Source organism: Deinococcus sp. AB2017081 (assembly GCF_034440735.1).
In the GTDB taxonomy this organism is placed as follows: domain Bacteria; phylum Deinococcota; class Deinococci; order Deinococcales; family Deinococcaceae; genus Deinococcus; species Deinococcus rufus.
Genome location: NZ_CP140098.1, coordinates 2,653,622 through 2,679,723 on the forward strand (window position 1 = coordinate 2,653,622; position 26,102 = coordinate 2,679,723).

Below are 26,102 nucleotides of genomic sequence, written 5' to 3' on the forward strand. Positions count from 1 at the left end.
ACGCGCTACGCTGCCCGGCATGATGCGTGTGGTGTTCGTGGGGGACGTGTTCGGCCAGCCGGGTCGCCGGGTGCTGGCCGCCCAGCTGCCGGGCCTGAGGAAACAGGCGGAGTTCGCCATCGTGAACATGGAGAACTCGGCCGGGGGCTTCGGCATGCACCGCGACGCCGCCGACGGAGCGCTGGCGGCGGGCGCGGACTGCCTGACGCTGGGCAACCACGCGTGGCACCACAAGGACATCTACGCGCTCATGGGTGACGAACTGAAGTATCCGATCGTGCGGCCCCTGAACCTGAGCGATCCGGGAGCGCCGGGGGTGGGCTGGCGCAGCTTCGACGTGACGACGCCGGGCGGCACCGAGCGGCTGACGGTCGTGAACGTGCTGGGGCGCGTGTTCATGGAGGCGGTCGCCAATCCGTTCCGGGCCATGGATGACCTGCTGGCGCGGGACGACCTGGGCGCGGTGTTCGTGGACATGCACGCCGAGGCGACCAGCGAGAAGCAGGCGCTGGCATGGCACCTGGACGGCCGGGTGGCGGCGGTGATCGGCACCCATACCCACGTCCCGACGGCCGACACGCGCCTCCTGCCGGGCGGCACGGCGTTCCAGGCCGACGTGGGCTTCACCGGCCCGCACGACTCCGTGATCGGTTCGGACGCGGCCGCTCCCATCCAGAAGTTCCTGACCGAGCGCCCGCACCGCTTCGGGGTGGCCTCGGGGCGGGCGGAGCTGAATGCCGTGTTTGTCCAGATAGAGGACGGCCGAGCGGTGGGCATTGAGCGCTACCGTTACGTCGAGGAGTGAGCGGCCGGGCGGGATGTCTCCCGTCAGCCGCGACACGTCGGCCCGTCCGGGGCCGGATCACCGCACGCGACAGACCCACGCGCACCACGGTGGGTGGGGAGGACTGAGGCCATGAGTATCCGGAGTGACGTGAATCTGCTGGGCCGCACGCTGGGCACGGTACTGAAGGAGCAGGAGGGCGAGGCCTTCTTCGACCTCGTCGAACGCACGCGGGCGCTGGTGCGCGACGTCCGGGCCGGCGGCGACGACGCGGAGCTGAACGCCATGCTGCGCGGGCTGTCCGGGCAGGACGCCGGGAATCTGGCGCGGGCCTTCACGTGGTACTTCCAGCTCGTGAACCTGGCCGAGGAATATGAGCGGGTGCGGGTGCTCCGGTCGGTCACGGGCGTGCGGCCCCAGAGCCTGGAGCAGGCGCTGACCGACCTCAAGGCGCAGGGCCTGAGCGCCGCCGACGTCGAGGCGCTGATCGAGCGCGTGGATCTGGGCCTGACCTTCACCGCGCACCCGACCGAGATGCGCCGGCGCACCATCCGCAACCACCTCGTCGAGGTGGCCCGCGCCATCCCCGATCTGTCGGACGAGGGGGCACTCGACCGCGTGACCGCGCACGTCGAGGCGATGTGGACGACGCCGGAGCTGCGCCGCCTGAAGCCCACCGTGCTGGACGAGGTCAAGGGCGGCCTGAACTACATCACCAGCATCGCGCGGGCGCTGCCGGAACTGCAGCGCGACCTGCGCCGGGCGTTCAAGCAGGTGTACGGCGTGGACTCCGAGGCCGAGGTGCCGGTGCGCTTCTCGTCGTGGATGGGCGGCGACCGCGACGGCAACCCCTTCGTGACGCCCGAGGCGACCCGCGAGGCGCTGGAAGTGCACCGCGAGCGGGCACGGGAACTGCTGCTCGATGCCGTGAAGCAGGCCTACGCCGACCTGAGCCAGGAGGAGGGGGGCCATGAGGGCTACCGCGACGAACTGCGCGCCCTGCACAACGCCGTGCGCGACGGGCAGCCGGTGGAGCTGCGTGCCCGGCTGGAGGCGCTGCACGAGCAGCTGCACGCCGACGGGCAGCACCGCTCGGCCGACACGCTGCTCACGCCGCTGCTGGTGATCACCCGGGTGTTCGGGCAGCATCTGGTGAGCCTGGACGTCCGCGAGCACTCCGCGCAGACGGGCGCGGCGGTCGCGGCCCTGCTGCGCGAGGCGGGAGTGGAGGCCGAGTATCTGGCCCTGCCAGAACATGCCAAACAGGAGGTGCTGGCCCGCGAACTGCGCTCCCGCCGCCCGCTGTGGCCGGCCGGCGAGGCGCTGCCGGACGACCTGGAGACCGCCATCGGCCCGATCCGCGAGGTGCAGCGGGCGACCCGGCAGGTCGGGCCGGCGGCGTTCGGGCGCTACATCGTGTCCATGTCCGAGTCGGTCAGCGACGTGCTCGAACCGCTGCTGCTGGCCCGCGAGGTCGGCTTCCGGATTCTGCCCGTGCCGCTCTTCGAGACGCTGGATGACCTGGACAACGCGCCGCACGTCGTGTGGGAACTGCTGAGCCTGCCCGAGTACCGCGCGGTGCTGGGCGACGGCGTGCAGGAGATCATGCTGGGGTACAGCGACTCGAACAAGGACGCCGGGTTCCTGGCTGCGAACTGGGCGCTGCACGAGGCCCAGCGACGTGTCAGCGACGTGTGCCGAAAGGCGGGCGTCCGCTGGCGCTTCTTCCACGGGCGCGGCACGAGCATCGGGCGCGGGGGCGGCCCGGCCAGCCGCGCGATCCTGGGGCAGCCGGCCGGCACCATCGACGCCGGGCTGCGCATCACCGAGCAGGGCGAGGCGCTGGCCGACAAGTACTCGCACCCCATCCTGGCGCGGCGCAACCTGGAACAGGCGCTGTATGGCCTGCTGCTGGCCGCCGCCCGGCGCGACGACGACCTGAACCCTGCATGGACGGACGCCATGACGCGCGCCGCGAAGGCCAGTGCCGCCGCATACCGAGACCTCGTTGATCACCCGGACTTCATCCCCTTCTTCGAGCAGGTCACGCCGATCCACGAGATCGCCCGCCTGAACATCGCGTCGCGCCCGGTGCGGCGGCCCGGTGCGCCCAGCCTGAGCAACCTGCGGGCCATTCCCTGGGTCATGAGCTGGACACAGAACCGGGCCAACCTGCCCGGCTGGTACGGCCTGCGCGAGGGCCTGACCGAGATCGGCGTGGATCTCGCCCGTGAGATGTACGCGAGCTGGCCCTTCTTCCGCACCGTGCTCGACAACGCGCAGATGAGCCTGGCCAAGAGCGACCCGCTGATCTTCGACGAGTACCTGGGCCTGACCGGCGAGCACCCCCTGGCCGATCAGCTGCGGGCCGCGTATCAGGAGACCGTGGCGCTGGTGTCCGGCGTGGTGGGCGCGGAACTGCTCGGCAACGAGCCGCGCCTGAAGGAGAGCATCAGCCTGCGCAATCCATACATCGACCCCATCCACCGCATCCAGGTGGAACTGCTGCGCCGCGCCCGCGCCACCGACGGCGGCCTGGACGAGTTCGAGCGCCCGCTGCTGCTCAGCATCCAGGGGATTGCGGCCGGGGTGCGCAACACGGGCTGATGCCAGCGCCCCTCAGCAGGCCGTTACCGACGCGCCAGCAGCACGAAGCTCAGGGTCACGGCCTCCTCGACGACCGCGCTGTGGCGCTCGCCCGCCGGGATGAAAGACACGTCGCCGCCCCGCAGCGTGGTGCGCTGGCCGCCGCTCTCGGCCTGCAGGACGCCGGCAAGGATGAAGCTGATCTCGTCCTGCTCGTGAGAGGTGGGCGGCAGCACCGTACCGGCCGGGAAGTGAAGGGTGCCGACCTGGGCGGGCAGGCCGGGCAGGTCGGCACGTTCACCGGGCTTCAGGGAGAGGGAGTCCACGCCGTCCAGGGTGCGCCGCGCGGCGTGCGGACGCAAGGGCCGGCAGACGCTCTAGCATGCGCGGTATGCGTTCACTCGTGCTGCTGGGTGCGCTGCTCGCCTCCGTTCAGGCCGGTGCGCAGACCGCTCCCCTTCCCTCCTTCGAGGGTCAGGTCATCTATCAGGTCATGCCGGACCGCTTTGCTGACGGCAATCCCGCCAACAACCAGGGGGTGAATCTGGACGATCCCCGCGCGTGGCATGGGGGCGATCTCGCGGGCCTGACGGGGAAACTGGACTATATCCGGGCGCTGGGCGCGACGGCGGTGTGGCTCACGCCGGTGTACCAGCAGCAGACGGCGAACACGTCGGGCACCGCGCCGTACCACGGGTACTGGCCCGCCGATTTCCGCAGTGTCGATCCGCACTTCGGGACGCTCGCGGACTTCTCCGCGTTCGTGAAGGCGGCGCACGGGGGCGGAATGCAGGTCGTGCTCGATCAGGTCATCAACCACTACGGCTACGAGGCCGCCGCCGTGAAGGTCAGGCCGCAGTGGTTCACCACGGACGCCGAGTGTCAGGCGAGCGCCCAGAAGGACATCGACTGTCCCCTGGCCGGTCTGCCCAACCTGAAGCAGAGCAACCCCGAGGTGGCGGACGTACTGCTGGGCGCGGACGACTTCTGGCGCACCCAGGGCGTGGACGCCTACCGCTACGACGCGATCAAGCACGTGGAAGGGCCGTTCCTGAAAACGCTGTTCGCCCGCGACCGGGCCGCCGGTACGTGGACGCTGGGCGAGTGGTACGACGCTGACACCGGCACCGTCGCGGACTGGCAGAAGGCGGGCCTGGACTCGCTGTTCCTGTTCAGCATGCAGGCGGCCATGAAGAGTTCGATCATGGGCGGACAGGGGCTGGACACCGTGCGGGCCGTGCTGGAGCGTCAGGGCGAGTTGCCCCGGCCCGGCGAGGTCGCGCTGTTTCTCGACAACCACGATGTTCCCCGCTTCGCCCAGGGCAGCCTGTTCGAGGACGTGGGCCGGGAACGCACGAAGTACGGCCTGCGGGCCCTGATGACCCTGCGCGGCGTCCCGGTGCTGTGGCAGGGCACCGAGATCGCACAGCGCGGCGGGGCCGACCCGGACAACCGCCGCCAGATGCGCTTCGAGAATCAGTGGACTCCCGACGAGAGGGCGGTGTACGACGTGGCACGGGACGCCATCGCCGCGCGGAAGGCCAGTCCGGCCCTGAGCCGGGGCACGCTGGCGCTGCTGAACGTGCCGGACGCGCAGGCCGGCAACCTCCTGCTGTTCACGCGCACGGTGCAGGGTCAGCGGGTGCTCGCCGCGTGGCACGGCGGCAAGACCCGTGAAACGTACAGCCTGAAACTCGCGGGGCTGAAGCTCGGCGCAGCGGACATCCGCGCCACGAAGACCCTGTTCGCCGGGCAGGACGCGAAGGTCAGCGTGAGCGGCGGCTACCTGCACCTGAGCCTGCCGCCACAGGACGCGGCGGCCTTCGTGCTGCCCTGATACGAAACAGTGAGGACGCCGGGGAAGCTCAACCCGGCGTCCTCGTACCTGCTCCAGCTCAGGGAATGCGGTCGATCTCCGACAGCGACGTGGAGGTGGCGTCCACGCGCTGGCGCTGGAGTTTCAGGAGTTCCTCCTGATCCAGCGCCGTGTGCGCCATGACGATGGTCTCGCACAGCAGCATCATGGAGGCGCACACGCTGGCGGGCAGGCACTGGGTGCCGGACTCCCGGAGTACCGCGCCCGTGCGGCCGTCCGTGAGCACCAGCACCTCGGGGCCGACCAGCAGCCCGGCCACCTCCGGCACGCGCCACGTGCGGGCACGCGAGGCCATCAGCTCGGCCCGCCAGTCGTCGGCGGTGGTGCCGTGCGTGGTGCCGGGCAGGACGTCCCCGCCGCACAGGTCGTGAATGACGTCGTGGACGACCTGTCCGTCTTCCGGCGGCACACGCAGCAACACGCGGATGAGGTCGTCTCGGGTCGTCTCGCCGCGCTGCCACGCGGTGATGTGGTCGCGGAGGGTCTGGACAGGGTCTGGGGTGTGTGGCATGGGTGGTCTCGCGGGGGGAGGAACGGGATCGGTCGTCTGTGGGCACTCTAGCGCGGCTCGGTCGTGAACGCGGCGTCCCGGATCAGCCGGCCCGCACCTCGTCGGGGCGACGGATGCTCAGGACGCGGCTCGCGCCGCTCTGATCCGTGGTCACGCCCCACAGCGCCTGCGCGACCTCCATCGTCGCCTTCTGGTGCGTGACCAGCAGGAACTGCGCCCCGCGCTCGCTGAAGCGGGTCAGGAAGGCCGTGAAGCGGCGGATGTTGGCCTCGTCGAGCGGCGCATCGACCTCGTCGAGCACGGCCAGGGGCAGGCCGCCGGCGCTGCCCTCGCCGCCCGCGTGGTTCAGGGCGAACAGGAAGCCCAGGCCGGCCATGGTGCGCTCCCCGGCCGACAGCAGGGTCATGGAGCGGGTGCGCTTGCCCCTGGGCTGCACGGCCAGGCGCAGCCCGGTCAGGCGGCCGCCAGCGTCCTCCTCGGGTTCCAGGTCGCCGTCGCCGCCCAGCAGCTCGGCGCTGTACTCGCGGAAGGCAGCGTTCACGCGGGTGAAGGCGGCGCGGGTGGCGGTGCCCTCGGCGGCCTCCAGTTCGGCCAGGTGGGTGCGCAGTTCCGTGGCGGCGCTCATGGCGTCCTGCACCTCGGATCGCTGGGCATCCAGGGTGGCCAGGGCCTCGGCGTGCTCGATCTCGGCGCGGGCGTTCACCGGCCCCAGGGCGTCCAGCTCGGCGCGGGTGCGGGTCAGGGTCGCCGTCCACTCACGGGGGGTGCCGGGGGGCAGCACGCCAGGGGCGATGTCCTCCACGCTGCCCTGGCGGCGGGCGATCAGCAGGCGCTGTTCGTCCAGGCGGGTGCGCAGCGCGTTCTGGGTGCCGATCAGATTCGCGTAGGCCAGCGCCGCCGCCTCGCGGGCCTGCTCGGCGCGGGGGAATTCGTGCTCGTCCAGGGTGCCCAGTGCGGTCTCGCGGCGGGCGACCTCGGCCTGGGCGGCGTCCAGGGCGGTGCCCTGAGCGGTGGCCGACTGCGCGTTCACGTCCAGCCGCGCCTGCAGCGCACCCGCGCGCGTGGACGCCGCACGGTGGGCCCGCCACGCGGCGTCCAGTTCGCGCGCCAGGGCCAGGGTCTCGGCGGCGGCGCGTTCGGCGACCCGGCCCTGTTCAGCCGCGTGCCGGGCAGCCAGGAGATCGGCGTCCAGGGCCTCCAGATCCGGCAGGGGGGTGGCAGCCTCCGGCGGGGCCGGCATCGGCGTCAGCCGGGTCAGCAGGCGCTCGCGGTTGGCGTCCAGGCTGCGGGCCTGGGCGTCCAGCTCGGTCACGCGGCGCTCGGCGTCGTGTTCCTCGCGGGCGGCGCGTTCGCGGGCGGCGAGCACGGTGTCGTGTCGCTCGACACTGGCCGCCAGCGACGCGCGCACGTCCTCCAGCGCTCGGTTCAGGGTCACGCCCTGGGTGTCGGTGGCCTCCAGTTCCGCGTCGAGTTCCTGGAAACGCCGCTGGTCGGCCAGCACGCCCCCGCCCCCGTCGCGCTGGCGGCCCCCGGTGATCGCGCCGCCGGGCTCGACCAGTTCGCCGTCCAGGGTGACCAGCCGGGGGCGGCTGGCGTGGGCCCGCGCGATCCGGTTGGCGGTGCGCAGGTCATCCACGACCAGCGTATCGGCCAGGATCGATTCGGCGACCAGCGGCGGATCGCTGGGGCACAGGTCGGCCAGGTTGCCCAGCACGCCGGCCTCGCGCAGCAGCAGTCCGTCGCGGCGGGGCCGGGCCCGGATCAGGTCGAGCGGCAGGAAGGTCGCCCGGCCCCCCGACCGTTTGAGTTCGTCAATGATCTCGCGGGCGTCGTCGGCCCGCTGCACGACGACCTGTTCCAGCCGGCGGCCCAGCGCCGCTCCCAGGGCCACCTCGTACTCGGCGGGCACGGTCAACAGGTCGGCCACCGACCCCACGATGCCCGGATGGTCGAGCCGCAGGGCGTTGCGGGCGCCCTCGCCGTAGCGGGCATACGAGTTCAGGGCCGCTTCCAGGCGTTCGCGTTCGCGGCGCAACGGCGCCACGCTGGCCTGCAGGCGCGACAGTTCACCGCTCAGGTGACGATCCCGCGCCGTGGCGGCCTCGCGCTCATCGCGCAGGGCGGCATACGCGGCCTCGGCATGTTCGCGGGCATGGCGGGCCAGCGTCAGCCGCTCGCGGGCGGCGTCCAGCGACTCCAGCACCTGCCCCAGGTTGCCCTCGGCGCGGTCGAGCTCGGCGCGCAGCGTGTCGCGGCTGGCGTCCTCGCGGGCGTGGGCCTCGGCGGCGCGGGCGGCCTGGGCACGGGCGCGGGCCACCGCATCGTCCAGCGTCCGCAGGTGACGCTCGGCCGTCTCGGCGTGGATGCGTGCCTGCGCGGCAGCAGTCTCGTGGGCGGCCAGATCCGGGGCCTCCCCCACCGGGGGTTCCACCGGCAGCGCGGCCAGTTCGGCCGTCAGGGCCGCCGCCTCCTGGGTCAGATGGTCGCGGTAGCGGGCCGCCTGCGCCGCGGCCTCACGGGCGGCCCGCAGGGTCTCCAGGGCACCGGCGTGGGCATCGCGACGGGCACGGGCCTCCTGCGCGGCCTCTCGGGCGTCCTCGACGGCGCGGGCCGCCGCCTGCACCTCGGCCCCCAGCGCGGCGCTGCGGGCCTCCATGGCGGCCACGTCGGCCTGGGCTGCGTGGATCTCGCGCTGGAGGGCCAGCTGGCGCTCGCGGCGCAGGGCATCCTCCAGCATCGCCACCGTGGCGCTCAGGGCACGGTGGCGGCGGGCGGCGTCGGCGGCGCGTTCCAGGCGCACGGCCCCGGCCTCGCGCTCGCCCAGGATCAGGTTCAGCTGATTCAGGTGGGTGTCGGCCTCGCGCAGCCGGGCCTCGGCCTCCTGGCGGGCGCTGACGGCGCGGGACAGGCCGGCGGCCTCCTGGACATAGCCCAGCAGCGTGCGGCCCTCGGCCTGCACGACCCCGCTGACCTCGCCCTGGCCGATCACCGCCAGCCCCCCGGGCCCCAGGCCGGTGCCGCGCAGGGCGCCCTGCACGTCGCGCACGCGCACGGCGCGGCCGTTCAGATCCTGCTCGCCGGTGCCGTCGCGGTACACGCGCCGCGCGAGGTTCACGCGCCCGGCCTCCGTCTGCAGTTCGACCTGCACCTCGGCCAGCCCCAGGGGCGCCTTGCCGCCGCTGCCGTGGAAGATCAGCTCGGTGCCGCGCCCGGCCCGCAGTTCGCGTGCCCGCGCGTGGTGAGTGGCCCAGCGCAGCGCCTCCACGACGTTGCTCTTGCCGCTGCCATTGGGGCCGATCACGGCGCACACGCCGGGGCCGAACTCCAGGCGGGTGCGGTCGGCGAAGGATTTGAAGCCCTGGAGGGTGATTGAGTGCAGCATGAAACCGGCAGTCAGCAGATCTGGAGGTCAGAGGGCGAGACGAATCCGCACCGTCAGACCCTCAGAGCGGTTGACCTGACCTCCCCCTCACTGATCCGCCCCTCATTGATCCGCGCAGTCCTGGCGCGTGAACGGCTCACGCAGATCCATGTGGCCCAGGGTCTCGACCGGCTGCCCGTTCAGGACGAAGGTCACGTCCTGGCCGCGCGTCTCCAGCAGGGTGCGGGTGATGGTACACAGCAGCATGCGCTCTCCGCTGGTGCCGTAGCGCAGGTTGCCGTACGCGGCGGGCAGATCCACGAAGTAGTGCGTGCCGCGCAGGTAGACCTTCGGCGCGGCGGTGCCCCGGGGCACCGCGCCCAGGTGCCCGGACTGCGCCGGCCCGGCCGCCCACACCGCCAGCGACGCCTGCGCCACGGCGGCCGGGTTGCGCTGCGTGACCTGGATGGTGCGGGTCTCGGGCAGGACGCGCTGCACCTGCGGGTCGGTGAAGTACACCTTGACGCTCAGCACCGAGCGCTCCGCGAGTTGCAGGGCCGGCGGCTCGGGCGTGGGCGGGACGCGCTGCACCGCCTGCGAGGCCAGCACCGCGACCGCCAGCAGCGCCGCGCACAGCACGTTGAACAGCGACAGCACCCGCCTCATGGCCGGGCCTCCGGTGTGGTGGCCGAGACGTTCGCGTTGTTGTTCGCCCGGGCGGTCAGGTACGTGGCGACCGCGCGGGCGACGGCGTCCGCCATGATCTTCAGACGGCCGTCGACCCCCAGATTCGCCAGATCCGTGGCGTTGTTCGCCCACCCGAGCTCCAGCAGCAGCGCCGCCTGTGGGGCCTCGCCCAGGGTCAACACGCGGGAGGTGCTCTCCTGCTTGGCCGTCACGCCGCCGCCCTTGAGCTCGCCACGCAGCAGGTCGCCCAGCCGCCGCGAGCTGCCGGTACCCGCCACCACCAGCGTGCCGTAGGGCGGGGCCTGCCCCGCGCGGATGTCGTTGATGATCTGGGCACTGGCCCGGCCGGTCTGCTCGTACACGGTCACGCCGCTGCGGGCCGAATTCGGGAACCGGCCCAGATCCAGCGCCAGGAACACGTCGCTCTGCCGCGCGAGCTTCAGGGTGTCCTCCAGGCTCAGGGCGCTGCCGGGATCCCGGGTGACCTGCACGCGCCAGCCCGCCTTGGTGAGCAGCTCGGCGGCGCGGCGGGCCACGTCCAGCGTGACGTCGCGGCCCACGCCGGGCACGCGGGCGGGGTCGAGCACGATCAGGGGCCGCGTGACCCGCGTGAGCAGGTCCGGGCTGCTGCGCGGAATGCCGGGGCCGGCGTCCAGCACCACCCGCACGCCGGTGTCGCGCACCACCTTGTAGGTGCGGTAGCCGTCCGAGGCCGGCAGCGGCACGGTCACGGTGACGTCGCTCCCCACCTGCTTGACCTCGGCCGATGGAACGAAGGCGCCGCGCGTGGTGTAGCGCCGCGCCTGCCCGCTCAAACCGCGCAGGGTGAGCACCACGCCCGAGCCGCGCTGCTCGTCGATGACCTCGACGTCCCGGCTGAGGTCCAGCACCAGCCGGTCGCTGTCCCGGCCGGCGCGGCTGCTGACGCCCAGCAGCTGGGCCGGCGCGATCGTGAAGGCCCCGTTGGCGTAGCTGGCCCCCAGCCCGGCCGCGAGCGTGTCGAGCGGCAGATACAGGTTTCCATTCACCAGCGTGGCCGTGCGTGCCCGGCGGCGCGCCGTGTCGAGCTGCACGGTGTTGAAGTCGGTGGTCGCCCGCTGCTGATCCTCGTCGAGCGGGAACAGCAGGGTATGGCCGAAACCGGTCACGGTCACGAGGCGGTCGTCGCGGGTGATCCGCAGCACGCGGCCCAGGATGGTCTCGCTGGCGTATTCCGCACCGTACAGCTGGATGCTCTGCACCGTCTGGCCGGCCAGCTTCAGCTGCGTGAACGTCACCTGCGCCCCGCCCAGTCCCGCCAGGGTCACCCCGGCGACCAGGGTGCTGCCGAGCACCGCCAGCCGCCACCGGACGCCGAGACGCCGCGTGCGCCCCGCCATCACAGCTCGCGCAGCTCCCGGCGCATGGTCTTGTCGGCCTCGGCGCGGCGCTTGTCGTGGAGCTTCTTGCCACGCGCCAGGGCCACCTCGACCTTGAAGACCCGGCCCTTCTGGTACAGCCGCGTGGGCACCAGGGTCAGGCCCTTCTGCTCCAGCCCGCGCCGCAGCTTGCCGATCTCCTCGCGGTGCAGCAGCAGACGCCGGGTGCGCCGGGGCTCGTGGTTGTTGTAGGTGGCCTGGGTGTAGGTGGGTATGTACAGGCCCTCGAGCTCGATGTTGCCGCCCTGAAGCCGCGCGAAGGCGTCGCGGAAGTCCACGCCGCCGGCACGGACACTCTTGACCTCGCTGCCGGTCAGCACGATGCCCGCCTCGAACCGATCGAGCAGTTCGTACTCATGTTGGGCGCGGCGGTTCGTGTACACGCGCGGCATTCTAGCAGGCGGGCCGCGGGCCGCCGTCCCTCATCCGGAGGAGCGGCCTACTTGCGCGGCGGCTGGCTGGGCCGGACTTCCACGCGGCTGGGCAGCGTCCGGGCGGGCATCGCCAGCAGATCCACCGTGAGCTGCGCGATGTCCTCGGGCTGGATCTTCCACGCATCGGCGTCACTGGGCGTGTGCCCGCCGAAGTGCGTGGCGACGCTGCCCGGCATGATCTGCGTGACCTTGATGCCGTGGTGGCGCAGATCCAGGGTCAGCACCTCGGACAGGCCGTTGAGGCCAAACTTGCTGGCGTTGTACGCGCCGCCGCCCGCGAAGGGATTCTTCCCGGCCAGGCTGGAGAGGGTGAAGATGTAGCCGCCCTGGGCCTTGAGCGCCGGAATCGCGGCCTTGATGGTGTAGAACGCGCCGCTGAGGTTCGTGTCGATCACGTCCTGCCACTGCTCTAGGGTCATGTCCTCGACGTTGGCGAAGTGCCCCACCCCCGCGTTCACGAACAGCACGTCCAGACCGCCGAAGGCCGCCACGTGCGCATCGACCTCACGCTGGACGGCGGCCGGATCCTTCACGTCGCAGACCACTCCCCGCGTGCCCTGCCCGATCTTCTCGGCGGCGGCGGTGATCTCGCGGTCGCTGCGGCTGGTGATCGTCACGGCGTACCCGGCCTCTACCAGGGCCTGCGCCACGGCCTCGCCAATGCCCTTGCTGGCCCCGGTGATGAAGGCGGTCTTTCTGGACTTCGTTGCGTCGGTCGTCATGGCGCGAACGTACCATGCACCCGTGACCCAGACCGGAGGCGAGGCAACGGTCTACCGGAGCTGGGCCGCGTAGTGATCCGCGATCCCTGCCGCAATCGCCTGGGCGAGCCGCTCCTGTCCGGCCGGGCTCTGGAGCACGCGCAGATTCCCGGCATCGGTCAGGTAGGCGGTCTCGACGAGCACGCTGGGCTGCGCCGTCGGCCGGGTCAGGGCCAGGTCGGCCGCGCCCTTCAGGCCCTCGCCGGGGCCGAGTTCCGGCAGCGTGCGGCGCAGGCCCGCCAGGATCGACGCGGCCACGCCCTGCGCCTGCGGGTGCGAGAAGTACACCTCGGGGCCCCGGATGCCGCGTGGATCGCGGCCGTCCGGCAGGGCATTGGCGTGGATGCTGACGAGCAGGTCGGCGCGGGCGGTCTCGGCGATCATCCCCCGGTCGTACAGGCCCAGCGTCACGTCGGTGGTGCGGGTCAGCACCACCGTGGCCCCCTGTGCCCGCAGCAGGGTGGCCGCCCGCAGGGCGATGGGCAGCACGAGGTTCTTCTCCGGCACCCGTAGGCTCCCGGCCCCGCCCTTCTGGGTGCCGCCGTGGCCGGGATCAAGGACGACCACGCGCCCGCTCAGGGGCCGGGCCGGATCGAGCACCGGTGGCCGGCGCACCGTGACGAGGAGATCACCTCCGTCATAGCCGGCCTGGAAGCCCCACGCCTGGCCGGGGGCGAGGGTCAGGGTCACGACCGTGACGCCGGGGGTACCGGGCTGCACCTCCACGCTGCGCAGCAGGGGATCGGCCACACCGGACAGCCCGGTCAGCGGCGCGGTGAGGGTGCCGTACAGCGTCAGGAGGAGCTGCGAACCGCCCGACCGCTGCTCCAGCGTGTACGGCAGCCGCACGCCGCCCAGCGGCACCCGCACGCGCAGGTCGCCGGCACGGGGAGATGCGGGTGCCGGCGGGGCGGGACGGATCGGCAGCGGGGCGAGTTCAGGGGTTCCCGCGACCTGCGGCACGTCGGACACGTCGGGGGCCGCAGAGACCTGGGCCAGCAGCGGCAGCGGTGCGGCGGGCCCCGTGGCCAGTTCAGTGCCGCCGTCCACGGTGACCGCGCCGCCCCGCGCGGCCAGCACCGAACCGAGCGACAGGTCGAGCTGCGCGGCCGTCGCCAGGGCCGGCACCCCCGGCGCGAGGCGCACGCGCAGATCCTCGCCCACGCGGCCCACGGCGGTGAAGGTCATGCCGTCCCGGGGGTACAGGCGGGCGAGGCCATCCAGATCGGTCAGCAGCGTCTGCGAGTCGTTCAGCGCCAGCCCCCGCACCGTGCCGGGCCGCTGCGTGGCGACGCGCGGGCCGGCCGGTGTGCTCGTCACGCGGCCGGGGGCCGTGGCCGTGACGGTGCGGCCGTCCGGCCCGGTCAGGGTGACACCCACGGCGGCGTCCAGCAGCCGCGCCGTGGTGGGCAGGGTGTACACCGCGCGGTACGTCCCGGCCGGCCCCTCGAGCATGGGCACCGGCGGACTGCCGGCCAGCCGGTACGCCGCGCGGCCTCCGGGTGACCCCCGGAATTCGATCCTCACGGCCCGCTCGGCCGGGGTGTCGTTCACGGCGTCCCAGAACGTCACGGCCGACCGGGGGAGCACGCTGCCCGGCTCGATGGCGGTCGGTCGGGCCAGCAGGGTACGCGGCACCGTGCGGGTCACGCGCCACGTCAGGGTACCGGTGCGCCCGGCGCGGGTGGTGACCAGCGTCAGGGTGTTCACACCGGGCCGCAACGGCCACCACTCCATGAACAGGCCGTCCGGCCCGACCGGCACGGCCGCACCGCCGATCCGCAGGTCGCCGCCGGGACGGACACTGCCCTCCAGGATCACGTGGTCGAAGGCGACGGTCGCGCCGTTCTCCGGATACGCCACGAACACGTCAGGAGCACCGGAGGGAGCGGCCGACAGCAGGGCGGGGGCAGCCAGCAGCAGGACCAGAAGGCGCGGGGGGAGGCGCATACGCCGGTGTAGCACGCGGGTGGCGGGCGGAAATGAGCCGACCCGGACGCGGCGCGGGCGTATGCTGGGCCGCAGACATGAATGACGTGCTGGTTCAGGCGTACGAGGCGGCCCTTCCGGAGTACGAGCGCCTGCGGGACGCGGCGGTGGCGCACACGAATGCACTGCTCGACCGCTCCGGCCTGAACATCCACCACGTGACCGGCCGGGTCAAGCGCCCCGCCAGCCTGGCGGACAAGCTGCTGCGCAAGCCCGGCCGCTACCACGCCCTGGACGAGGTGACGGACCTCGTGGCGGTGCGCGTCATCACGTACTTCGAGTCCGACTTGCAGGCGGTGTCGCGGCTGGTCGAGGCGCAGTTCGACGTGGACTGGAACCACTCCATCGACAAGAGCCGGATGCACGATCCCGACCGATTCGGGTACATGGGCGTGCACTACGTGGTGCGCCCCCTGGGCAGCGGGCCGGACGCTGCCGCGTTCGCATCGCATCCCTTCGAGATCCAGATCCGCTCGATCCTGCAGCATGCGTGGGCCGAGATCGAACACGACCTGGGCTACAAGAACCGCGAGGCCGTGCCGCGCGAGGTGCGGCGGCGCTTCTACCGGCTGGCCGGCCTGCTGGAGATGGCCGACGAGGAGTTCATGGCGCTCGACCGCCTGTCCAAGGACTACGCCGCGACCCTGCCCGAGCGCGTGCGTGACACGCCGGACAGCGTGTACATCGACGCCCAGAGTGTGAAGTACATGCTCGACCATGCCCCGGTTCACGATCTGGACGCGCAGGTGGCCGCCGCGCTGAATGTGCTGCTCCTGACCGGCTGGCCCGACCCGGAGCGTCCGCAGCGGCTGGCAGGCCTGCTCCAGTATGTCGGCGTGAACTCGGTCGGCGCCCTTCAGGGCGAACTGCGCCGGCACGGACAGGAGGTGGTGGCCTTCGCCGGTCTGCTGCTGCCCCGCCTGCGGGAATCGTGGACGCCCGCTGGTGGAGCGCGGCCCGGCACCAGCCTCGTGCATTACGCGCTGATGCGCGCGTGCGCGAACCCGGCCCTCGACCCGAGCGAGATCGTGCGCCTGCTCGACGTGCCGGGCACGGCCGACACCGCGACCCTGATCGCGTCGGTACGCGACGCCTATGCCGAGGCGACCGGCTTCCCGCTGCGGCAGGACGGCACCGCGCCGGTATGAACGACACGGCGCCGAACCGTGTCCGGTGGCCATGAGCCCCGGTCTCTCGTGTTCGACGTGTCCGGACACCCCCGGACAGCGTGCCCCCGCAGCAGCTAGGGTAACGGCACTCCAGGGCGAAGCGGCCCGGAGTCTGAGGTGACATGATCCTGTTGAGCCGAGCCGTCTGTCCTCCCCACCTCGCCCCGCGCCGGTGAGCGCCACCACGGCCACCACGCCCCACGCGGCCGCCTCCCTGCGCGGTCTGGGCCTGTACGCGCTGGCCCTGCTGATCTTCGCCGGGCAGGACGGGCTGGCCAAGCACCTCGTCCAGGATCACTCGCCGGCGCTGGTGTCCGCGGTGCGCTACAGCACGCAGGCGCTGCTGCTCACGGCCCTGCTGCCCCGCCCCCTGCGGGCCGCGCCACGCGACGCCGCATATTCGCCGTGGCTGGTGCTGGTGCGCTCGCTGTGCCTGGCCAGTCTGACCGTGGTCATGATGGGCGCGTTTGCCCGCCTGCCACTGGCCGAGGCGACCGCCATCTCGTTTCTCGCGCCGCTGCTGGTCACGGTGCTGGCGGTGCCGCTGCTGGGGGAGCGGCCGGGGCCGCTGCGCTGGATCGGCACGGTGGGCGGCTTCCTGGGCCTGCTGCTGATCGTGCGGCCGGGTGGGAACCTCGACGCCGTGGGCGTGGCCCTGGCCTTCCTGGCTGCCGCCCTGAACACCGGGTATCAGCTGCTGTCGCGGGTGCTCCAGGGCGTGCCGTCACTGCACCTCCTGTACCACTCGGCCCTGACCGGCAGCGTGTTCGGCATCGGGGCGGTGCTGCTCGCACGGCAGGGCGGCCCGGTGTCGTGGGCCGACCTGGGCCTGATGGCCGTGCTGGGCCTGACCGGCGGCAGCGGCCACTACCTGCTGACCGTCGCGTACCGCACCTCCGACGCCTCGTTGCTGGCTCCGCTGACCTACCTGCAACTGGTCTTCGCGGCCATCGTGGGCTGGCTGGCGTTCCACCACCTGCCGGACGCCGTGGCGCTGACCGGCATGGCCCTGGTGTGCGTGTCTGGCGTCCTGGCGGTGCTGGACAGCCGCAAGAAGGCCGTCCCCGCCCCGCTGGAAGTGTGAGGCGGGGTGCGGACGGGCCGTCGTCCGTGCGTTCGATGGGCGGCTCGGCACGAGCATCATCTGCGCCACAGCGGGAGGCTGAGCCCTGTGGCGCTGCGGGGACGGGTGGCGGCCCGGAACGCACCGGTCACGCAGTCTGACCTCACCGGCTCGCCCCCTCCTCGGGCACCGGTTCCTGACCGGCAGCCCCCGCCTTCTGGCCCCGCAGCGCCGCGAAGGTCTCGCGCAGCAGCCGGGTGGCCTCGCGGGCCCGGACACCTGCAACCACGGTGGGCCGCACGCCCCAGTGGTGCGCCAGGACATCCGTGACGCCGCCCAGCGCTCCGGCCTTCGGATTCGCTGCGCCATAGACGACGCGCCCGATCCGGGCTTCCAGCGCCGCGCCCACGCACATCGGGCAGGGTTCCAGCGTGACGACCAGCGTGCAGGACGTCAGGTAGGGCGTGCCCAGGGTCACGGCGGCCTCCCGCAGGGCGTCCAGTTCGGCGTGGCGGGTCATGTCGCCGTGCTCACGGCTGCGGTTGCGCCCGCGCCCGATCACCGTGCCCTCCGGCCCCAGCACGACCGCCCCGACCGGCACCTCGTGGCCAGCGGCGGCCTCGTGGGCCAGCACGAGGGCCTCCCCCATGGCCGTGTGCAGCGGATCGGCACGCTGATCCGCCGTCTCCCGCGCCCCGCCGGCCCACACCGGCGGGTGCAGGCCGATCCACTGCACCTGTCCGGAACGATCGACCAGCACCGGCACCCGGCGGCGATCCGCACGCGGCACCTTCCGGTCGGTGAGCACGTCGCTCACGAGGCGTGTCCCGCCCGGAAGGCCGATCCGGTCACCGGAGGCCGGCGTCCGGAGCGTCCAGCCGTCCGGTCTGTCGAAGGCGGGCGGCGCGAAGTCCAGCGGCTTCAGATGGAGGTCGCCGCCCGTCACCGTGACGTCCCGGCCACCGGGCAGGGTGAGGTGGGTGGTGTGGCCCGCATGCAGGGCCGCCACGAGCGTGTCGAGGTGACCGGCATGCACGTCCAGGCCCGCCGCCCGCAGGTCCTGGCGCACCCGGCGGCGCAGCACCGCCAGCGGCACCCGCTCACGCGGCGCGTGGGGGCTCAGGGCCATCGCCCCGGCGGTCAGCGCGGCGTCGTCCTGCGTCTGGAAGTGGGCCAGCCGCGCCAGGGCCACCTCCAGCCCCGGATAGCGGGCGGTCAGGACCGGCATGACCTGGGTGCGCAGCCACGCCCGGGAGTAGGCAGGATCGGCGTTGGAGGCGTCCTCGCGCCACGTCTGACCATTGGCGTGTAAGAAGGCCTCGAGGTCGGCGCGGCCCACGTCCAGCCAGGGCCGACGCACCGGGCCGCGCCGGGCAGGGATGCCGGTCAGGACGGCCTCGCCGCGCAGGAGCTGGATCAGGACCGTCTCGGCGTGGTCGCGGCGGGTGTGGGCGGTCAGAATGATCCGGGCACCGTGGGCCCGGGCCACCCGGCCCAGCAGGTCGTAGCGGATCCGGCGGGCGGCGTCCTCCACGTTCCAGCCGCGCCGGGCGGCCACGGCAGCCACCTCGACCCGCTCCCGCACCGCAGGCACGCCCAGATCCGCCGCCAGGGCCGCCACCCACGCGGCGTCGGCAGGCGATTCGGGCCGCAGCGCGTGGTCCAGGTGCGCCACCACGACCCGCGCCCCGATGGTGTGGAGCGCCACGAGCAGCGCCACCGAATCTGCGCCGCCCGACACCGCCGCCACGACAGTCTGCGCGCGGTACACGTCCAGCGGCCGGGCCAGTGGACGCGGCACGCGGACAGGCGGGCGGGGCGGGTCGGACATCGGCGCATTCTACGGAGCGGCCCGGCCCGACGTCCCGGTCACCGTGGTGTCCTGCACGGCAGCATCCGGGCCCGACCGGTAGAATGCCCGGCATGAGTGTCCGCCCCGGTGACCCCGCACCCGTGTTCGAGAAACGCAGCGACGACGGGCGCACGATCAGCCTGAGCGCCCTGCGTGGCCACTGGGTGGTGCTGTTCTTCTATCCCCGGGCCAGTTCCGCCGGCTGCTCGATCGAGGCGCAGCGCTTCGAGTCGGCGCTGCCGGAATTCGAGCGGCTGGGGGCGACCGTGATCGGCGTGAGCACCGATACCGAGGCGCGGCAGGCGAGTTTCCGTGACACCTGCAGCCTGAGCTATCCGCTCCTGCCGGACAGTGACCGCGAGGTGTGCCGCGCCTACGGCGTGATGGGCGGTCTGTCGGGCCTGCTGAACATGGCCGCCCGGGAGACGGTGCTGATCGATCCCGAGGGCGTGGTCGCGGCCCGCTGGCGCAGCGCGAATCCGGCCGCCCACGCCTCGGCCGCGCTCAAGCACCTGCGCGAGCGGCCGGCCGTGGCCGGACAGCCGGTGCCGGGCACCTGATACGGATTCCGTCCGATTCCCGTACATCCGGAACCGAACCGGATGTACGTCCATCTCCCGGAGTCCGTCGTCTCTCCTTCTCCCTTCGGTCGGATTGATCCCGCAATCCTGCGGGATTCAATCGGGGTTCGTATGAACCCGCGTTCCGGCTGCCCTACACTGCGGCCATGAGCCTCCCCACGTCTCCCCTGCCTGTCGTTCTGGACGGCGATCCCGGCCTGGACGACGCGGTCGCGTGGCTGCTGGCGCTGGCGAGCCCGGATCTGGATGTGCGGGCCATCACGGCGGTGCACGGCAACGTTCCCCTGGCGCTGACGGTACGCAACGCCGGAGTCACCCTGGCGCTGGCCGGCGCCGACCGCCCGTACCACGCGGGCGCCGACCGGCCCCTGGTGCGCGGAGCGGTGACGGCGGCGGCGGTGCACGGCGCGACCGGGCTACCGGCACAGAACCTGCCCGACCCCACGCAGCCCCCACAGGCCGAGCACGCGGTCGCAGCCCTGATCCGGCACGGTCGGGCCCAGCCGGGCGGGCTGACGGTGATCGCCACCGGGCCCCTCACGAACGTGGCGCTGGCGTTCCGGCTGGCCCCGGACCTGCCGGAGCTGCTGCGCGAGGTCGTGTGGATGGGCGGCAGCACCGCGCTGGGCAACCGCACCCCGGCGGCCGAGTTCAACGCGCTGGCCGACCCGCACGCGGCGCGGATCGTGTTCGACTCCGGCGTGCCGCTGCGGATGGTCGGCCTGAACGTGACCATGCAGTGCATTGCCACCCCGGAGCGCGTGCAGGCGCTGCGCGACCTGGGCACCCGGGCGGGCGCCGTGAGCGCGGAGCTGTTGACCTTCTATGCCGGGGTCTACCGCGAGCGCTACGGCCTGAACGGAGGAGCGCTGCACGATCCCCTGGCGGTCGCCGCCGTGCTGTGGCCGGAGCTGCTGGAGTGGACCGCGATGGACGTGCAGGTGGAGGTGCACGAGGGGCCGAACTTCGGCCGCACCACCTGTGATGTCTATGGCGTGACCGGCCGGGCGCCCAACGCCCGGGTCGCGGTCGGCGTGGACGATCCGGCGTTCTTTGACCGGCTGCTGAGGGCCATCGCCACGGTGCCGTGACCGGCCGGCTGGATCACACCGGATCGAAGTCCAGACTGATGGCCGTCAGTTCCGAGGGCACGGCGCGCGCCGGAACCGCCGCAGGTGGTCCGGCCAGGACGACCTCGTCGGCGGGGTGAGCCGTCGCCGGCCCGTGGCCGCCGGCCACGGGGGACTCGGCCGGCGTGGAGGCCCCGGCCAGGGCATCGTCGGCGCGGCGCAGCAGGGTCACGGTGCCCTGATGGGCGTTCACGCGCACATACGCGCCGGGCTGCAGCCACTCGGGACGGCGGCCGCGCAGACTCACGGCCGGGCGCCCCGCACCGCGCTCGTGTAGCGCTGCACTCGACAGGGGCCCGGCGCGGTCGAGGATCACGGCGGCGGCCTCTGCAAGCTGTGCCCGGTGCCATGGGCGGGCCTCCTCGCACAGGACAATGCTGCCCCCGGGGACGGGTTGACCGGGGATCCAGACGTGGAGCTCGCCGTCGCGCACGCCCGGCGACAGCGGCACCACGCTGTACTGCCGGTCGACCAGGGTCCACGTGGGGGTCGGTGGGGGCGGAGCGTGCTGGAAGCGGCGCAGCTGCGTCAGACCCCGCAGGGTGGCGGGGTCGAGGGTGCCGTCCAGGGCGTCACGCAGTTCGGTGGGGGTCAGCCAGCGGGCATCGGCCGGACGGTTCAGCCAGCCGGCGCGGCTGAGCACCGAGGCCACCTGCACGGACGCGCGGATCACGGCGCGCCGGGTCTGCCGCTGCGCGGCGTGGTGGGCCGCCAGCGCCGCATGCTGGGTGCGCGCGGCGTCGATCAGGCCGCGCGCGGCGCTGCGGCGGCCACCGCTCAGGGTGGACTGTACCTGATGCATGGCGGCGCTCGCGAGCTCCGCACCGGCCCCGCCGACCGTGTCGAGACCGCACAGCAGTTCCAGGTGCAGGGCGCTGCGCTGCTCCAGCCAGTGCCACGTGACCCCCCGCAGCGCCTCGGTGACGAGGGCCGCGTTGTACGCGGTCAGCACGCCCAGGTCGTCCGCGTGCGCCACGATCGCGCGGGCCAGGACGGTGGCCGGCGAATCGGCCGGGCGGGACACGCCGGGCTGGGCCACCGAGCGGGTGCCCGGCGCGGCCTGCTGGATGAACTCCGGGCGGGGGCGGGCCGACGGCACCGCCGGGGGACCGGCGTCGGCGGCGATCCCCAGCGCCACGTGCACAGCCAGGATCTGCTCGGCGCTGAGGGCCGCCGTCAGCGTGTCCAGATGGGCGGCGTGCACGGCCAGCCGACCGCCCTGCTGGGTCAGCAGGCGCGTGCTGAGGCTGTCGGTGTCCGGGAGGTGCAGCGCGTGAAGCAGGGCGCGGACACGACCCTCCAGCCCCACGCGCACGATGCCCACGTCCAGCGGCGACAGCGCGGCCGGGTGATCCTCCAGGGGAAGCCACCGGGCGGGCGTCCGTATGGGAGCAGGGGCAGTCATGGTGCGTGTTCCATTGTGGCGTCCGGGACGCCGCCCCGCAAGCCCGGATGCGCGGCCAGAGCGGGTTCATGCCGCGCCCGGATCACACCGGTCACCGGAGCCGCTGCCGGCCGCCATCCTGTCCAGACAGGCGGATTCTCCCCGCTGCGCCGCACTCCGTCGGCCTGCCCGGCCGGCAGGACGTGGTGTAAGCTCAACAGGTATGAACGTCATTGGCAAAGTCACTGTGCTGCCCCAGCTGCCGCCCGGCCTGGCCCGGCTGTCCGAGCTGGCCTACAACCTCTACTGGTCGTGGACCCCCCAGGCCCAGGCGCTGTATCAGGATCTCGATCCCCAGAATTGGGAGCGCTTCCACCACAATCCGGTGCGCACCCTGCTCGATGTGCCGCAGGCCCGGCTGGAGCAGGTGGCGGCCGACCCCGCGTATCTGGCCCGCTATGCGCAGGTCATGGCTGACTTCGACGCCTACATGGGCAAGACGGACACGTGGGCCAGCCGCAATGCGCCGGACATGAAACCGGTCGCGTACTTCTCCATGGAATACGCGTACCACGAGTCGCTGCCCATCTACTCGGGTGGCCTGGGCGTGCTGGCCGGTGACCACTGCAAGAGTGCGAGCGATCTGGGCCTTCCCTTCACCGCCGTGGGCATGCTGTTCCACCAGGGCTACTTCACCCAGCTGTTCGACAAGGACGGCTGGCAGAACGAGACGTACGACGAACTCGACCTGACCACGCTGCCGATCACGCCCGCCACCACCCCGGATGGCCAGGAGGCCCGCGTCAGCGTGCGCATCGGGAACCGGGACATCCACACCCGCCTGTGGAACCTGAACGTGGGCCGGATCCGGGTGATCCTGCTCGACGCCAACGTGCCCGAGAACAGCGAGGAGGACCGGAAGCTCACGGCCCGCCTGTACGGCGGCAACCAGGAACTGCGGCTCCAGCAGTACGTCCTGCTGGGTGTGGCCGGCATCCGTGCCCTGCGGGCGCTGAACATTCCGGGCGACGTGTACCACATGAACGAGGGCCACGCCGCGCTGCTGTCGCTCGAGCGCATCCGCGAGCAGGTGGAGTCCGGCCTGGACTTCCGCACGGCCCTGGAGACGGTGGCGAGCAGCACCCTGTTCACCACGCACACACCGGTCGCCGCCGGCAACGACGCCTTCGGCTACGACCTCGTCGACCGCTACCTGGGCAAGTGGCCGGGCCGTCTCGCCACGACGCGCGACGACCTGTACGCGCTGGCCAGGCACGAACAGGTCTGGGACAACCACCTGGTGCCGACCTTCTCCATGACGGTCTTCGCGCTGAACATGAGCCGCGCGGCGAACGGCGTGTCGGAGCTCCACGGCGAGGTCTCGCGCAAGATGTGGAACTTCCTGTACGAGGGGGCCGAGCCCGAGGAAGTGCCGATCGGGCACGTCACCAACGGCGCACACAACCTGACCTTCACGTCGCAGGCCATGCGCGACCTGCTCTCGACCGTGCTGCCCGCCGACTGGACGGAGAGATTGGAAGACGAGCAGATGTGGACGGCGGTGGAGCAGCTCACGGACGAGCAGCTCCGGGGCGTGCAGCTCACCATGAAGCGCGAGATGATCGCCTTTGTCCGCAGCCGCATGCGCGAGCAGATGCTGCGCAACGGCGCATCGGCCGCCGACGTGGCGGCCACCGACACCCTGCTCAGCGAGACGGCCCTGACCATCGGCTTCGCGCGGAGATTTGCCACGTACAAGCGGGCCACGCTGCTGTTCCGTGACCGCGCCCGCCTGAGCCGGATCGTGAACAACCCGGATCGCCCGGTGCAGTTCGTATTCGCCGGCAAGGCCCACCCCGCCGACAACCCCGGCAAGGCCTTCATCCAGGAGATCTACAAGGTCAGCCAGGAGCCCGAGTTCCGGGGCAAGATCGTGATCCTCGAGAACTACGACATGAACGTGGCGCGGCATCTGGTGCAGGGCGTGGACATCTGGCTGAACAACCCCCGCCGCCCCCTGGAGGCGTCGGGCACCAGCGGCATGAAGGCCAGCTTCAACGGCTCGCCCAACTTCAGCGTGCTCGACGGCTGGTGGCGCGAGGGCTATGACAGCACCAACGGCTGGCCCATCGGCGAGGAGCGCGAGTACGCCGACCTGAACGTGCAGGACGACGCCGACGCCTTCAGCCTGTACCACACGCTGGAACACGACATCGTGCCGCGCTACTACGGCACCGCGGGCGGCGACGATTCGTGGGCCCACACGGTGCGCCGCGCCATCGAGACGTGCTCGCCCCGGTTCTCGATGCAGCGTCAGGTCATCGACTACGTACAGAAGTACTACCTGCCGCTCGCGGCGCGTGGCGCAGCGGTTGCGGCCAGCGGCGGTGCCCAGGCCCGAGAGATCGCCGGCTGGAAGACCTGGGTGCGCCAGCAGTGGCCGTACACCAGCCTCAGCGCCCAGGCCACCCTGCCCGCCACGACGCAGCCGGGTCAGACCGTGCCCGTGACCGCCCAGGTCAATGCTGCCGGCATCAATCTCGATCAGCTGCGCGTCGAGGCGGTGCTCGACCGCAGCGGGCACATCACCCGCGTGCCGCTCACCAGCCAGGGTGACGGCACGTTCCGCGCCGACGTGCCCCTGAAGGACAGCGGCCTGTACTCGGTGGGCGTGCGCATGGTTCCCGAGATCGACGGCCTGAGCAACGACCTCGAGGCCGGGCTGATCAAGTGGGCGTGAGTACCTGCCGCTGACATGACCACGAGCCGCGCCGCCCCAGGATCGGGGCGGCGCGGCGCTGTTGCCACATGTCCCAGCACCCACCAGCCCCGTGCCCGCTACCCTCAGGCATGAGCGACGATCCGAACGGCATTCCCCAGGAGCAGTACGAGCGCGGCCTGAGCAAGCGCACCCAGGTCATGGGCGGGCAGTACGTGGCGGCGGCCCTCGACCCGGACGCCTTCGGCGCGGACTTCCAGCGCTTCCTGACGGCGTACGCGTGGGGCAGCGCGTGGGGCCGCGGCAACCTGACGGATCGCGAGCGCCACATGGTCACGCTGGCGATCCTGGCGGCGCTGGGCCGCGAGAAGGAACTGGAAGGCCACATCCGCGCCACGGAGAACACCGGAGTCAGCGAACGTGACCTGAGTGACGTGCTGCACCAGGTCGCCGTGTACGCGGGCGTCCCGGCTGGCCTGAGCGCGGTCAACACGGCCCGGCGCGTGTTCGCCGCGCGGGATGCGCAGAACGAGCAGTGAACCGTCGGCGCCGGAGCGTGTGGGAGGCCCTGTCGCCACGCAGTCGATGAGGTGGACGTCCACATCCAGCGTGTGCCGGCCCTGAGCACCCACCCCGGCGACCTGCTCTAATGCCCCGGTGCGTGTGCCTGCCCTCCCCCCGGTTCCGGCGGTCATCCTGGCGATGCTCAGCATCCAGGGGGGCGCGGTGTTCGCCAAGATGCTGTTTCCACAGGTCGGCCCGCCCGGAGCGACGGCCCTGCGCGTGGGACTGGCCTTCCTGCTGCTGCTGGCGCTGTTCCGACCCCGGCTGCAGGCCCTGAGGCGCGCCGACTGGCAGGCCATCGTGCCCTACGGCCTGACCCTGGGCCTGATGAATCTGGCGTTCTACCAGGCGCTGAGTCGGCTGCCGCTGGGGCTGGCAGTCACGCTGGAATTCATCGGGCCACTGGGGCTGGCGCTGATCCTGTCGCGGCGGGTTCTGGACTTCGTGTGGGTGGCGCTGGCGGGCGTGGGGATCGCACTGATCGCTCCGCATGGCGGCAATGCCGGCTCGGCAGTCGACGGGCTGGGCGTGGCGCTGGCGCTGCTGGCGGGCGCATTCTGGGCGCTGTACATCGTGCTGGGAGGTGTGGTGGGCCGCCGGGTACCCGGCGTGACCGGCGTCACCGCTGGCCTGCTGATCGCCTCGGTCATCTGCGTGCCCGTGGGCGTGGCGCACGCGGGCACGGCGCTGCTCTCCTTGCCGGTGCTGGCGGCCGGGCTGGGCGTGGCGGCCCTTTCGGCGGCCCTCCCCTTCAGCCTGGAGATGAGCGCCCTGCGCGTCCTGAACGCCCGCACCTTCGGCGTGATGATGAGTGTGGAACCCGCCTTCGGAGCCCTGAGCGGCCTGATCTTCCTGCATGAACGCCTGACGCCCCTGCAGTGGGCGGCCATGGCCTGTGTGATCGTGGCCAGTGCAGGTGTGCATCTGACGAGCCGGCAGGTGGAGTCGCCAGTGGCGGCGTGAGGGCATTGGATTGACGATGGGGCCGCGATCTAACTCCTCAGACCGCTACGCGGCCAGCTCCCCTCAAGGGGAGCCAAGGAAGCCGGCCAGCGACCCTGACAACAAATTCCTTGCATTCAAAGCCGAAACACCCTCCCTGCCCCTGACCGAATGCCATCGGGCGCGCAGCGCACGGGCGGTGACGGCGAGAACGCAAAGGGCAGATACACAGCCTCCACAGCTTGGAGAACACGACCACCAGCGCTGCCCAACGCGCACTTTGCTCAGCGC

At 72.2% G+C, this 26,102-nt stretch carries 20 protein-coding genes; 10 read left to right on the forward strand and 10 right to left on the reverse strand.

Annotated elements, in window-relative coordinates; genetic code table 11:
* The first annotated feature begins 19 nt into the window (after window positions 1-19).
* Both U2P90_RS12890 and U2P90_RS12895 read left to right on the forward strand, forming a co-directional pair.
* A complete protein-coding gene (locus tag U2P90_RS12890) occupies window positions 20-805 on the forward strand; it encodes a TIGR00282 family metallophosphoesterase (RefSeq protein WP_295815495.1) in 786 nt (261 codons plus the stop codon).
* Between the two features lie 111 nt (window positions 806-916).
* Window positions 917-3,391 (forward strand): phosphoenolpyruvate carboxylase, encoded by a 2,475-nt coding sequence (locus U2P90_RS12895; protein WP_322472440.1) that lies wholly within the window; start codon window positions 917-919, stop codon window positions 3,389-3,391.
* A gap of 23 nt (window positions 3,392-3,414) precedes the next feature.
* Here U2P90_RS12895 and U2P90_RS12900 read toward each other — a convergent pair whose 3' ends face one another.
* Entirely contained in the window at window positions 3,415-3,696 is a 282-nt protein-coding gene (locus U2P90_RS12900; RefSeq protein ID WP_322472441.1) for a cupin domain-containing protein, read from the reverse strand.
* Window positions 3,697-3,761: 65 nt separating this feature from the next.
* Here U2P90_RS12900 and U2P90_RS12905 point away from each other — a divergent pair, with 65 nt between their 5' ends.
* On the forward strand, window positions 3,762-5,207 hold the full coding sequence (locus U2P90_RS12905; RefSeq protein WP_322472442.1) for an alpha-amylase family glycosyl hydrolase: 1,446 nt from the start codon (window positions 3,762-3,764) through the stop codon (window positions 5,205-5,207).
* Between the two features lie 58 nt (window positions 5,208-5,265).
* On the opposite strand, the gene U2P90_RS12910 is transcribed toward U2P90_RS12905, so the two are convergent.
* The 7 genes from U2P90_RS12910 to U2P90_RS12940 all read right to left on the reverse strand — a co-directional run bounded on the left by U2P90_RS12910 (window position 5,266) and on the right by U2P90_RS12940 (window position 14,368).
* Window positions 5,266-5,757 carry a hypothetical protein gene (locus U2P90_RS12910; protein ID WP_322472443.1) on the reverse strand — a complete coding sequence of 164 codons (492 nt, stop codon included), beginning with the start codon at window positions 5,755-5,757 and terminating at the stop codon, window positions 5,266-5,268.
* A gap of 82 nt (window positions 5,758-5,839) precedes the next feature.
* A complete protein-coding gene (locus tag U2P90_RS12915) occupies window positions 5,840-9,139 on the reverse strand; it encodes a chromosome segregation SMC family protein (protein WP_322472444.1) in 3,300 nt (1,099 codons plus the stop codon).
* 102 nt (window positions 9,140-9,241) lie between these two features.
* Window positions 9,242-9,784 (reverse strand): GerMN domain-containing protein, encoded by a 543-nt coding sequence (locus U2P90_RS12920; protein ID WP_295815484.1) that lies wholly within the window; start codon window positions 9,782-9,784, stop codon window positions 9,242-9,244.
* The gene (locus U2P90_RS12925; protein WP_322472445.1) at window positions 9,781-11,184 is read right to left on the reverse strand and encodes an N-acetylmuramoyl-L-alanine amidase family protein; all 1,404 of its coding nucleotides are present in this window, start codon (window positions 11,182-11,184) and stop codon (window positions 9,781-9,783) included. The genes U2P90_RS12920 and U2P90_RS12925 overlap by 4 nt, the downstream gene beginning before the upstream one ends.
* Complete coding sequence (gene smpB, locus U2P90_RS12930; RefSeq protein ID WP_295815480.1) at window positions 11,184-11,615, reverse strand: SsrA-binding protein SmpB; 432 nt, start codon at window positions 11,613-11,615, stop codon at window positions 11,184-11,186. The genes U2P90_RS12925 and smpB overlap by 1 nt, the downstream gene beginning before the upstream one ends.
* A 47-nt stretch (window positions 11,616-11,662) precedes the next feature.
* Window positions 11,663-12,379 (reverse strand): SDR family oxidoreductase, encoded by a 717-nt coding sequence (locus U2P90_RS12935; RefSeq protein ID WP_322472446.1) that lies wholly within the window; start codon window positions 12,377-12,379, stop codon window positions 11,663-11,665.
* A gap of 51 nt (window positions 12,380-12,430) precedes the next feature.
* Window positions 12,431-14,368 carry an N-acetylmuramoyl-L-alanine amidase family protein gene (locus tag U2P90_RS12940; RefSeq protein ID WP_322472447.1) on the reverse strand — a complete coding sequence of 646 codons (1,938 nt, stop codon included), beginning with the start codon at window positions 14,366-14,368 and terminating at the stop codon, window positions 12,431-12,433.
* Between the two features lie 77 nt (window positions 14,369-14,445).
* Here U2P90_RS12940 and U2P90_RS12945 point away from each other — a divergent pair, with 77 nt between their 5' ends.
* Both U2P90_RS12945 and U2P90_RS12950 read left to right on the forward strand, forming a co-directional pair.
* Window positions 14,446-15,555 carry a GTP pyrophosphokinase gene (locus U2P90_RS12945; RefSeq protein ID WP_322472448.1) on the forward strand — a complete coding sequence of 370 codons (1,110 nt, stop codon included), beginning with the start codon at window positions 14,446-14,448 and terminating at the stop codon, window positions 15,553-15,555.
* Between the two features lie 193 nt (window positions 15,556-15,748).
* Window positions 15,749-16,660, forward strand: coding sequence for a DMT family transporter (locus U2P90_RS12950; RefSeq protein WP_295815474.1), 912 nt, complete (start codon window positions 15,749-15,751; stop codon window positions 16,658-16,660).
* Window positions 16,661-16,802: 142 nt separating this feature from the next.
* On the opposite strand, the gene tilS is transcribed toward U2P90_RS12950, so the two are convergent.
* The gene (gene tilS, locus U2P90_RS12955) at window positions 16,803-18,470 is read right to left on the reverse strand and encodes a tRNA lysidine(34) synthetase TilS (protein ID WP_322472449.1); all 1,668 of its coding nucleotides are present in this window, start codon (window positions 18,468-18,470) and stop codon (window positions 16,803-16,805) included.
* A 92-nt stretch (window positions 18,471-18,562) separates the two neighbouring features.
* On the opposite strand from tilS, the gene U2P90_RS12960 reads away from it, so the two are divergent.
* The gene (locus U2P90_RS12960; protein WP_322472450.1) at window positions 18,563-19,051 is read left to right on the forward strand and encodes a peroxiredoxin; all 489 of its coding nucleotides are present in this window, start codon (window positions 18,563-18,565) and stop codon (window positions 19,049-19,051) included.
* Window positions 19,052-19,218: 167 nt separating this feature from the next.
* Window positions 19,219-20,163, forward strand: coding sequence for a nucleoside hydrolase (locus tag U2P90_RS12965; RefSeq protein WP_322472451.1), 945 nt, complete (start codon window positions 19,219-19,221; stop codon window positions 20,161-20,163).
* 13 nt (window positions 20,164-20,176) lie between these two features.
* On the opposite strand, the gene U2P90_RS12970 is transcribed toward U2P90_RS12965, so the two are convergent.
* Entirely contained in the window at window positions 20,177-21,607 is a 1,431-nt protein-coding gene (locus tag U2P90_RS12970) for a PEP-utilizing enzyme (protein WP_322472452.1), read from the reverse strand.
* A gap of 202 nt (window positions 21,608-21,809) precedes the next feature.
* Between U2P90_RS12970 and glgP the strand changes: the two genes are divergently transcribed.
* From glgP to U2P90_RS12985, 3 genes are all read left to right on the forward strand, one after another.
* Window positions 21,810-24,326, forward strand: coding sequence for an alpha-glucan family phosphorylase (gene glgP / locus U2P90_RS12975; protein ID WP_322472453.1), 2,517 nt, complete (start codon window positions 21,810-21,812; stop codon window positions 24,324-24,326).
* Window positions 24,327-24,436: 110 nt separating this feature from the next.
* Window positions 24,437-24,844: a carboxymuconolactone decarboxylase family protein gene (locus U2P90_RS12980; protein ID WP_322472454.1), complete on the forward strand. Its 408-nt coding sequence runs from the start codon at window positions 24,437-24,439 to the stop codon at window positions 24,842-24,844.
* Between the two features lie 124 nt (window positions 24,845-24,968).
* Window positions 24,969-25,832 (forward strand): EamA family transporter, encoded by an 864-nt coding sequence (locus tag U2P90_RS12985; RefSeq protein ID WP_322472455.1) that lies wholly within the window; start codon window positions 24,969-24,971, stop codon window positions 25,830-25,832.
* Window positions 25,833-26,102: the final 270 nt, after the last annotated feature.

Excerpts from the sequence above, each read along its gene's own strand:
- U2P90_RS12890 (WP_295815495.1), top strand. The coding sequence starts at position 20 with ATGATGCGTGTGGTGTTCGTGGGGGACGTGTTCGGCCAGCCGGGTCGC.
- U2P90_RS12895 (WP_322472440.1), top strand. The coding sequence starts at position 917 with ATGAGTATCCGGAGTGACGTGAATCTGCTGGGCCGCACGCTGGGCACG.
- U2P90_RS12905 (WP_322472442.1), top strand. The coding sequence starts at position 3,762 with ATGCGTTCACTCGTGCTGCTGGGTGCGCTGCTCGCCTCCGTTCAGGCC.
- U2P90_RS12910 (WP_322472443.1), bottom strand. The coding sequence starts at position 5,757 with ATGCCACACACCCCAGACCCTGTCCAGACCCTCCGCGACCACATCACC.
- U2P90_RS12915 (WP_322472444.1), bottom strand. The coding sequence starts at position 9,139 with ATGCTGCACTCAATCACCCTCCAGGGCTTCAAATCCTTCGCCGACCGC.
- U2P90_RS12920 (WP_295815484.1), bottom strand. The coding sequence starts at position 9,784 with ATGAGGCGGGTGCTGTCGCTGTTCAACGTGCTGTGCGCGGCGCTGCTG.
- U2P90_RS12925 (WP_322472445.1), bottom strand. The coding sequence starts at position 11,184 with ATGGCGGGGCGCACGCGGCGTCTCGGCGTCCGGTGGCGGCTGGCGGTG.
- smpB (WP_295815480.1), bottom strand. The coding sequence starts at position 11,615 with ATGCCGCGCGTGTACACGAACCGCCGCGCCCAACATGAGTACGAACTG.
- U2P90_RS12935 (WP_322472446.1), bottom strand. The coding sequence starts at position 12,379 with ATGACGACCGACGCAACGAAGTCCAGAAAGACCGCCTTCATCACCGGG.
- U2P90_RS12940 (WP_322472447.1), bottom strand. The coding sequence starts at position 14,368 with ATGCGCCTCCCCCCGCGCCTTCTGGTCCTGCTGCTGGCTGCCCCCGCC.
- U2P90_RS12945 (WP_322472448.1), top strand. The coding sequence starts at position 14,446 with ATGAATGACGTGCTGGTTCAGGCGTACGAGGCGGCCCTTCCGGAGTAC.
- tilS (WP_322472449.1), bottom strand. The coding sequence starts at position 18,470 with ATGTCCGACCCGCCCCGCCCGCCTGTCCGCGTGCCGCGTCCACTGGCC.
- U2P90_RS12960 (WP_322472450.1), top strand. The coding sequence starts at position 18,563 with ATGAGTGTCCGCCCCGGTGACCCCGCACCCGTGTTCGAGAAACGCAGC.
- U2P90_RS12965 (WP_322472451.1), top strand. The coding sequence starts at position 19,219 with ATGAGCCTCCCCACGTCTCCCCTGCCTGTCGTTCTGGACGGCGATCCC.
- U2P90_RS12970 (WP_322472452.1), bottom strand. The coding sequence starts at position 21,607 with ATGACTGCCCCTGCTCCCATACGGACGCCCGCCCGGTGGCTTCCCCTG.
- glgP (WP_322472453.1), top strand. The coding sequence starts at position 21,810 with ATGAACGTCATTGGCAAAGTCACTGTGCTGCCCCAGCTGCCGCCCGGC.
- U2P90_RS12980 (WP_322472454.1), top strand. The coding sequence starts at position 24,437 with ATGAGCGACGATCCGAACGGCATTCCCCAGGAGCAGTACGAGCGCGGC.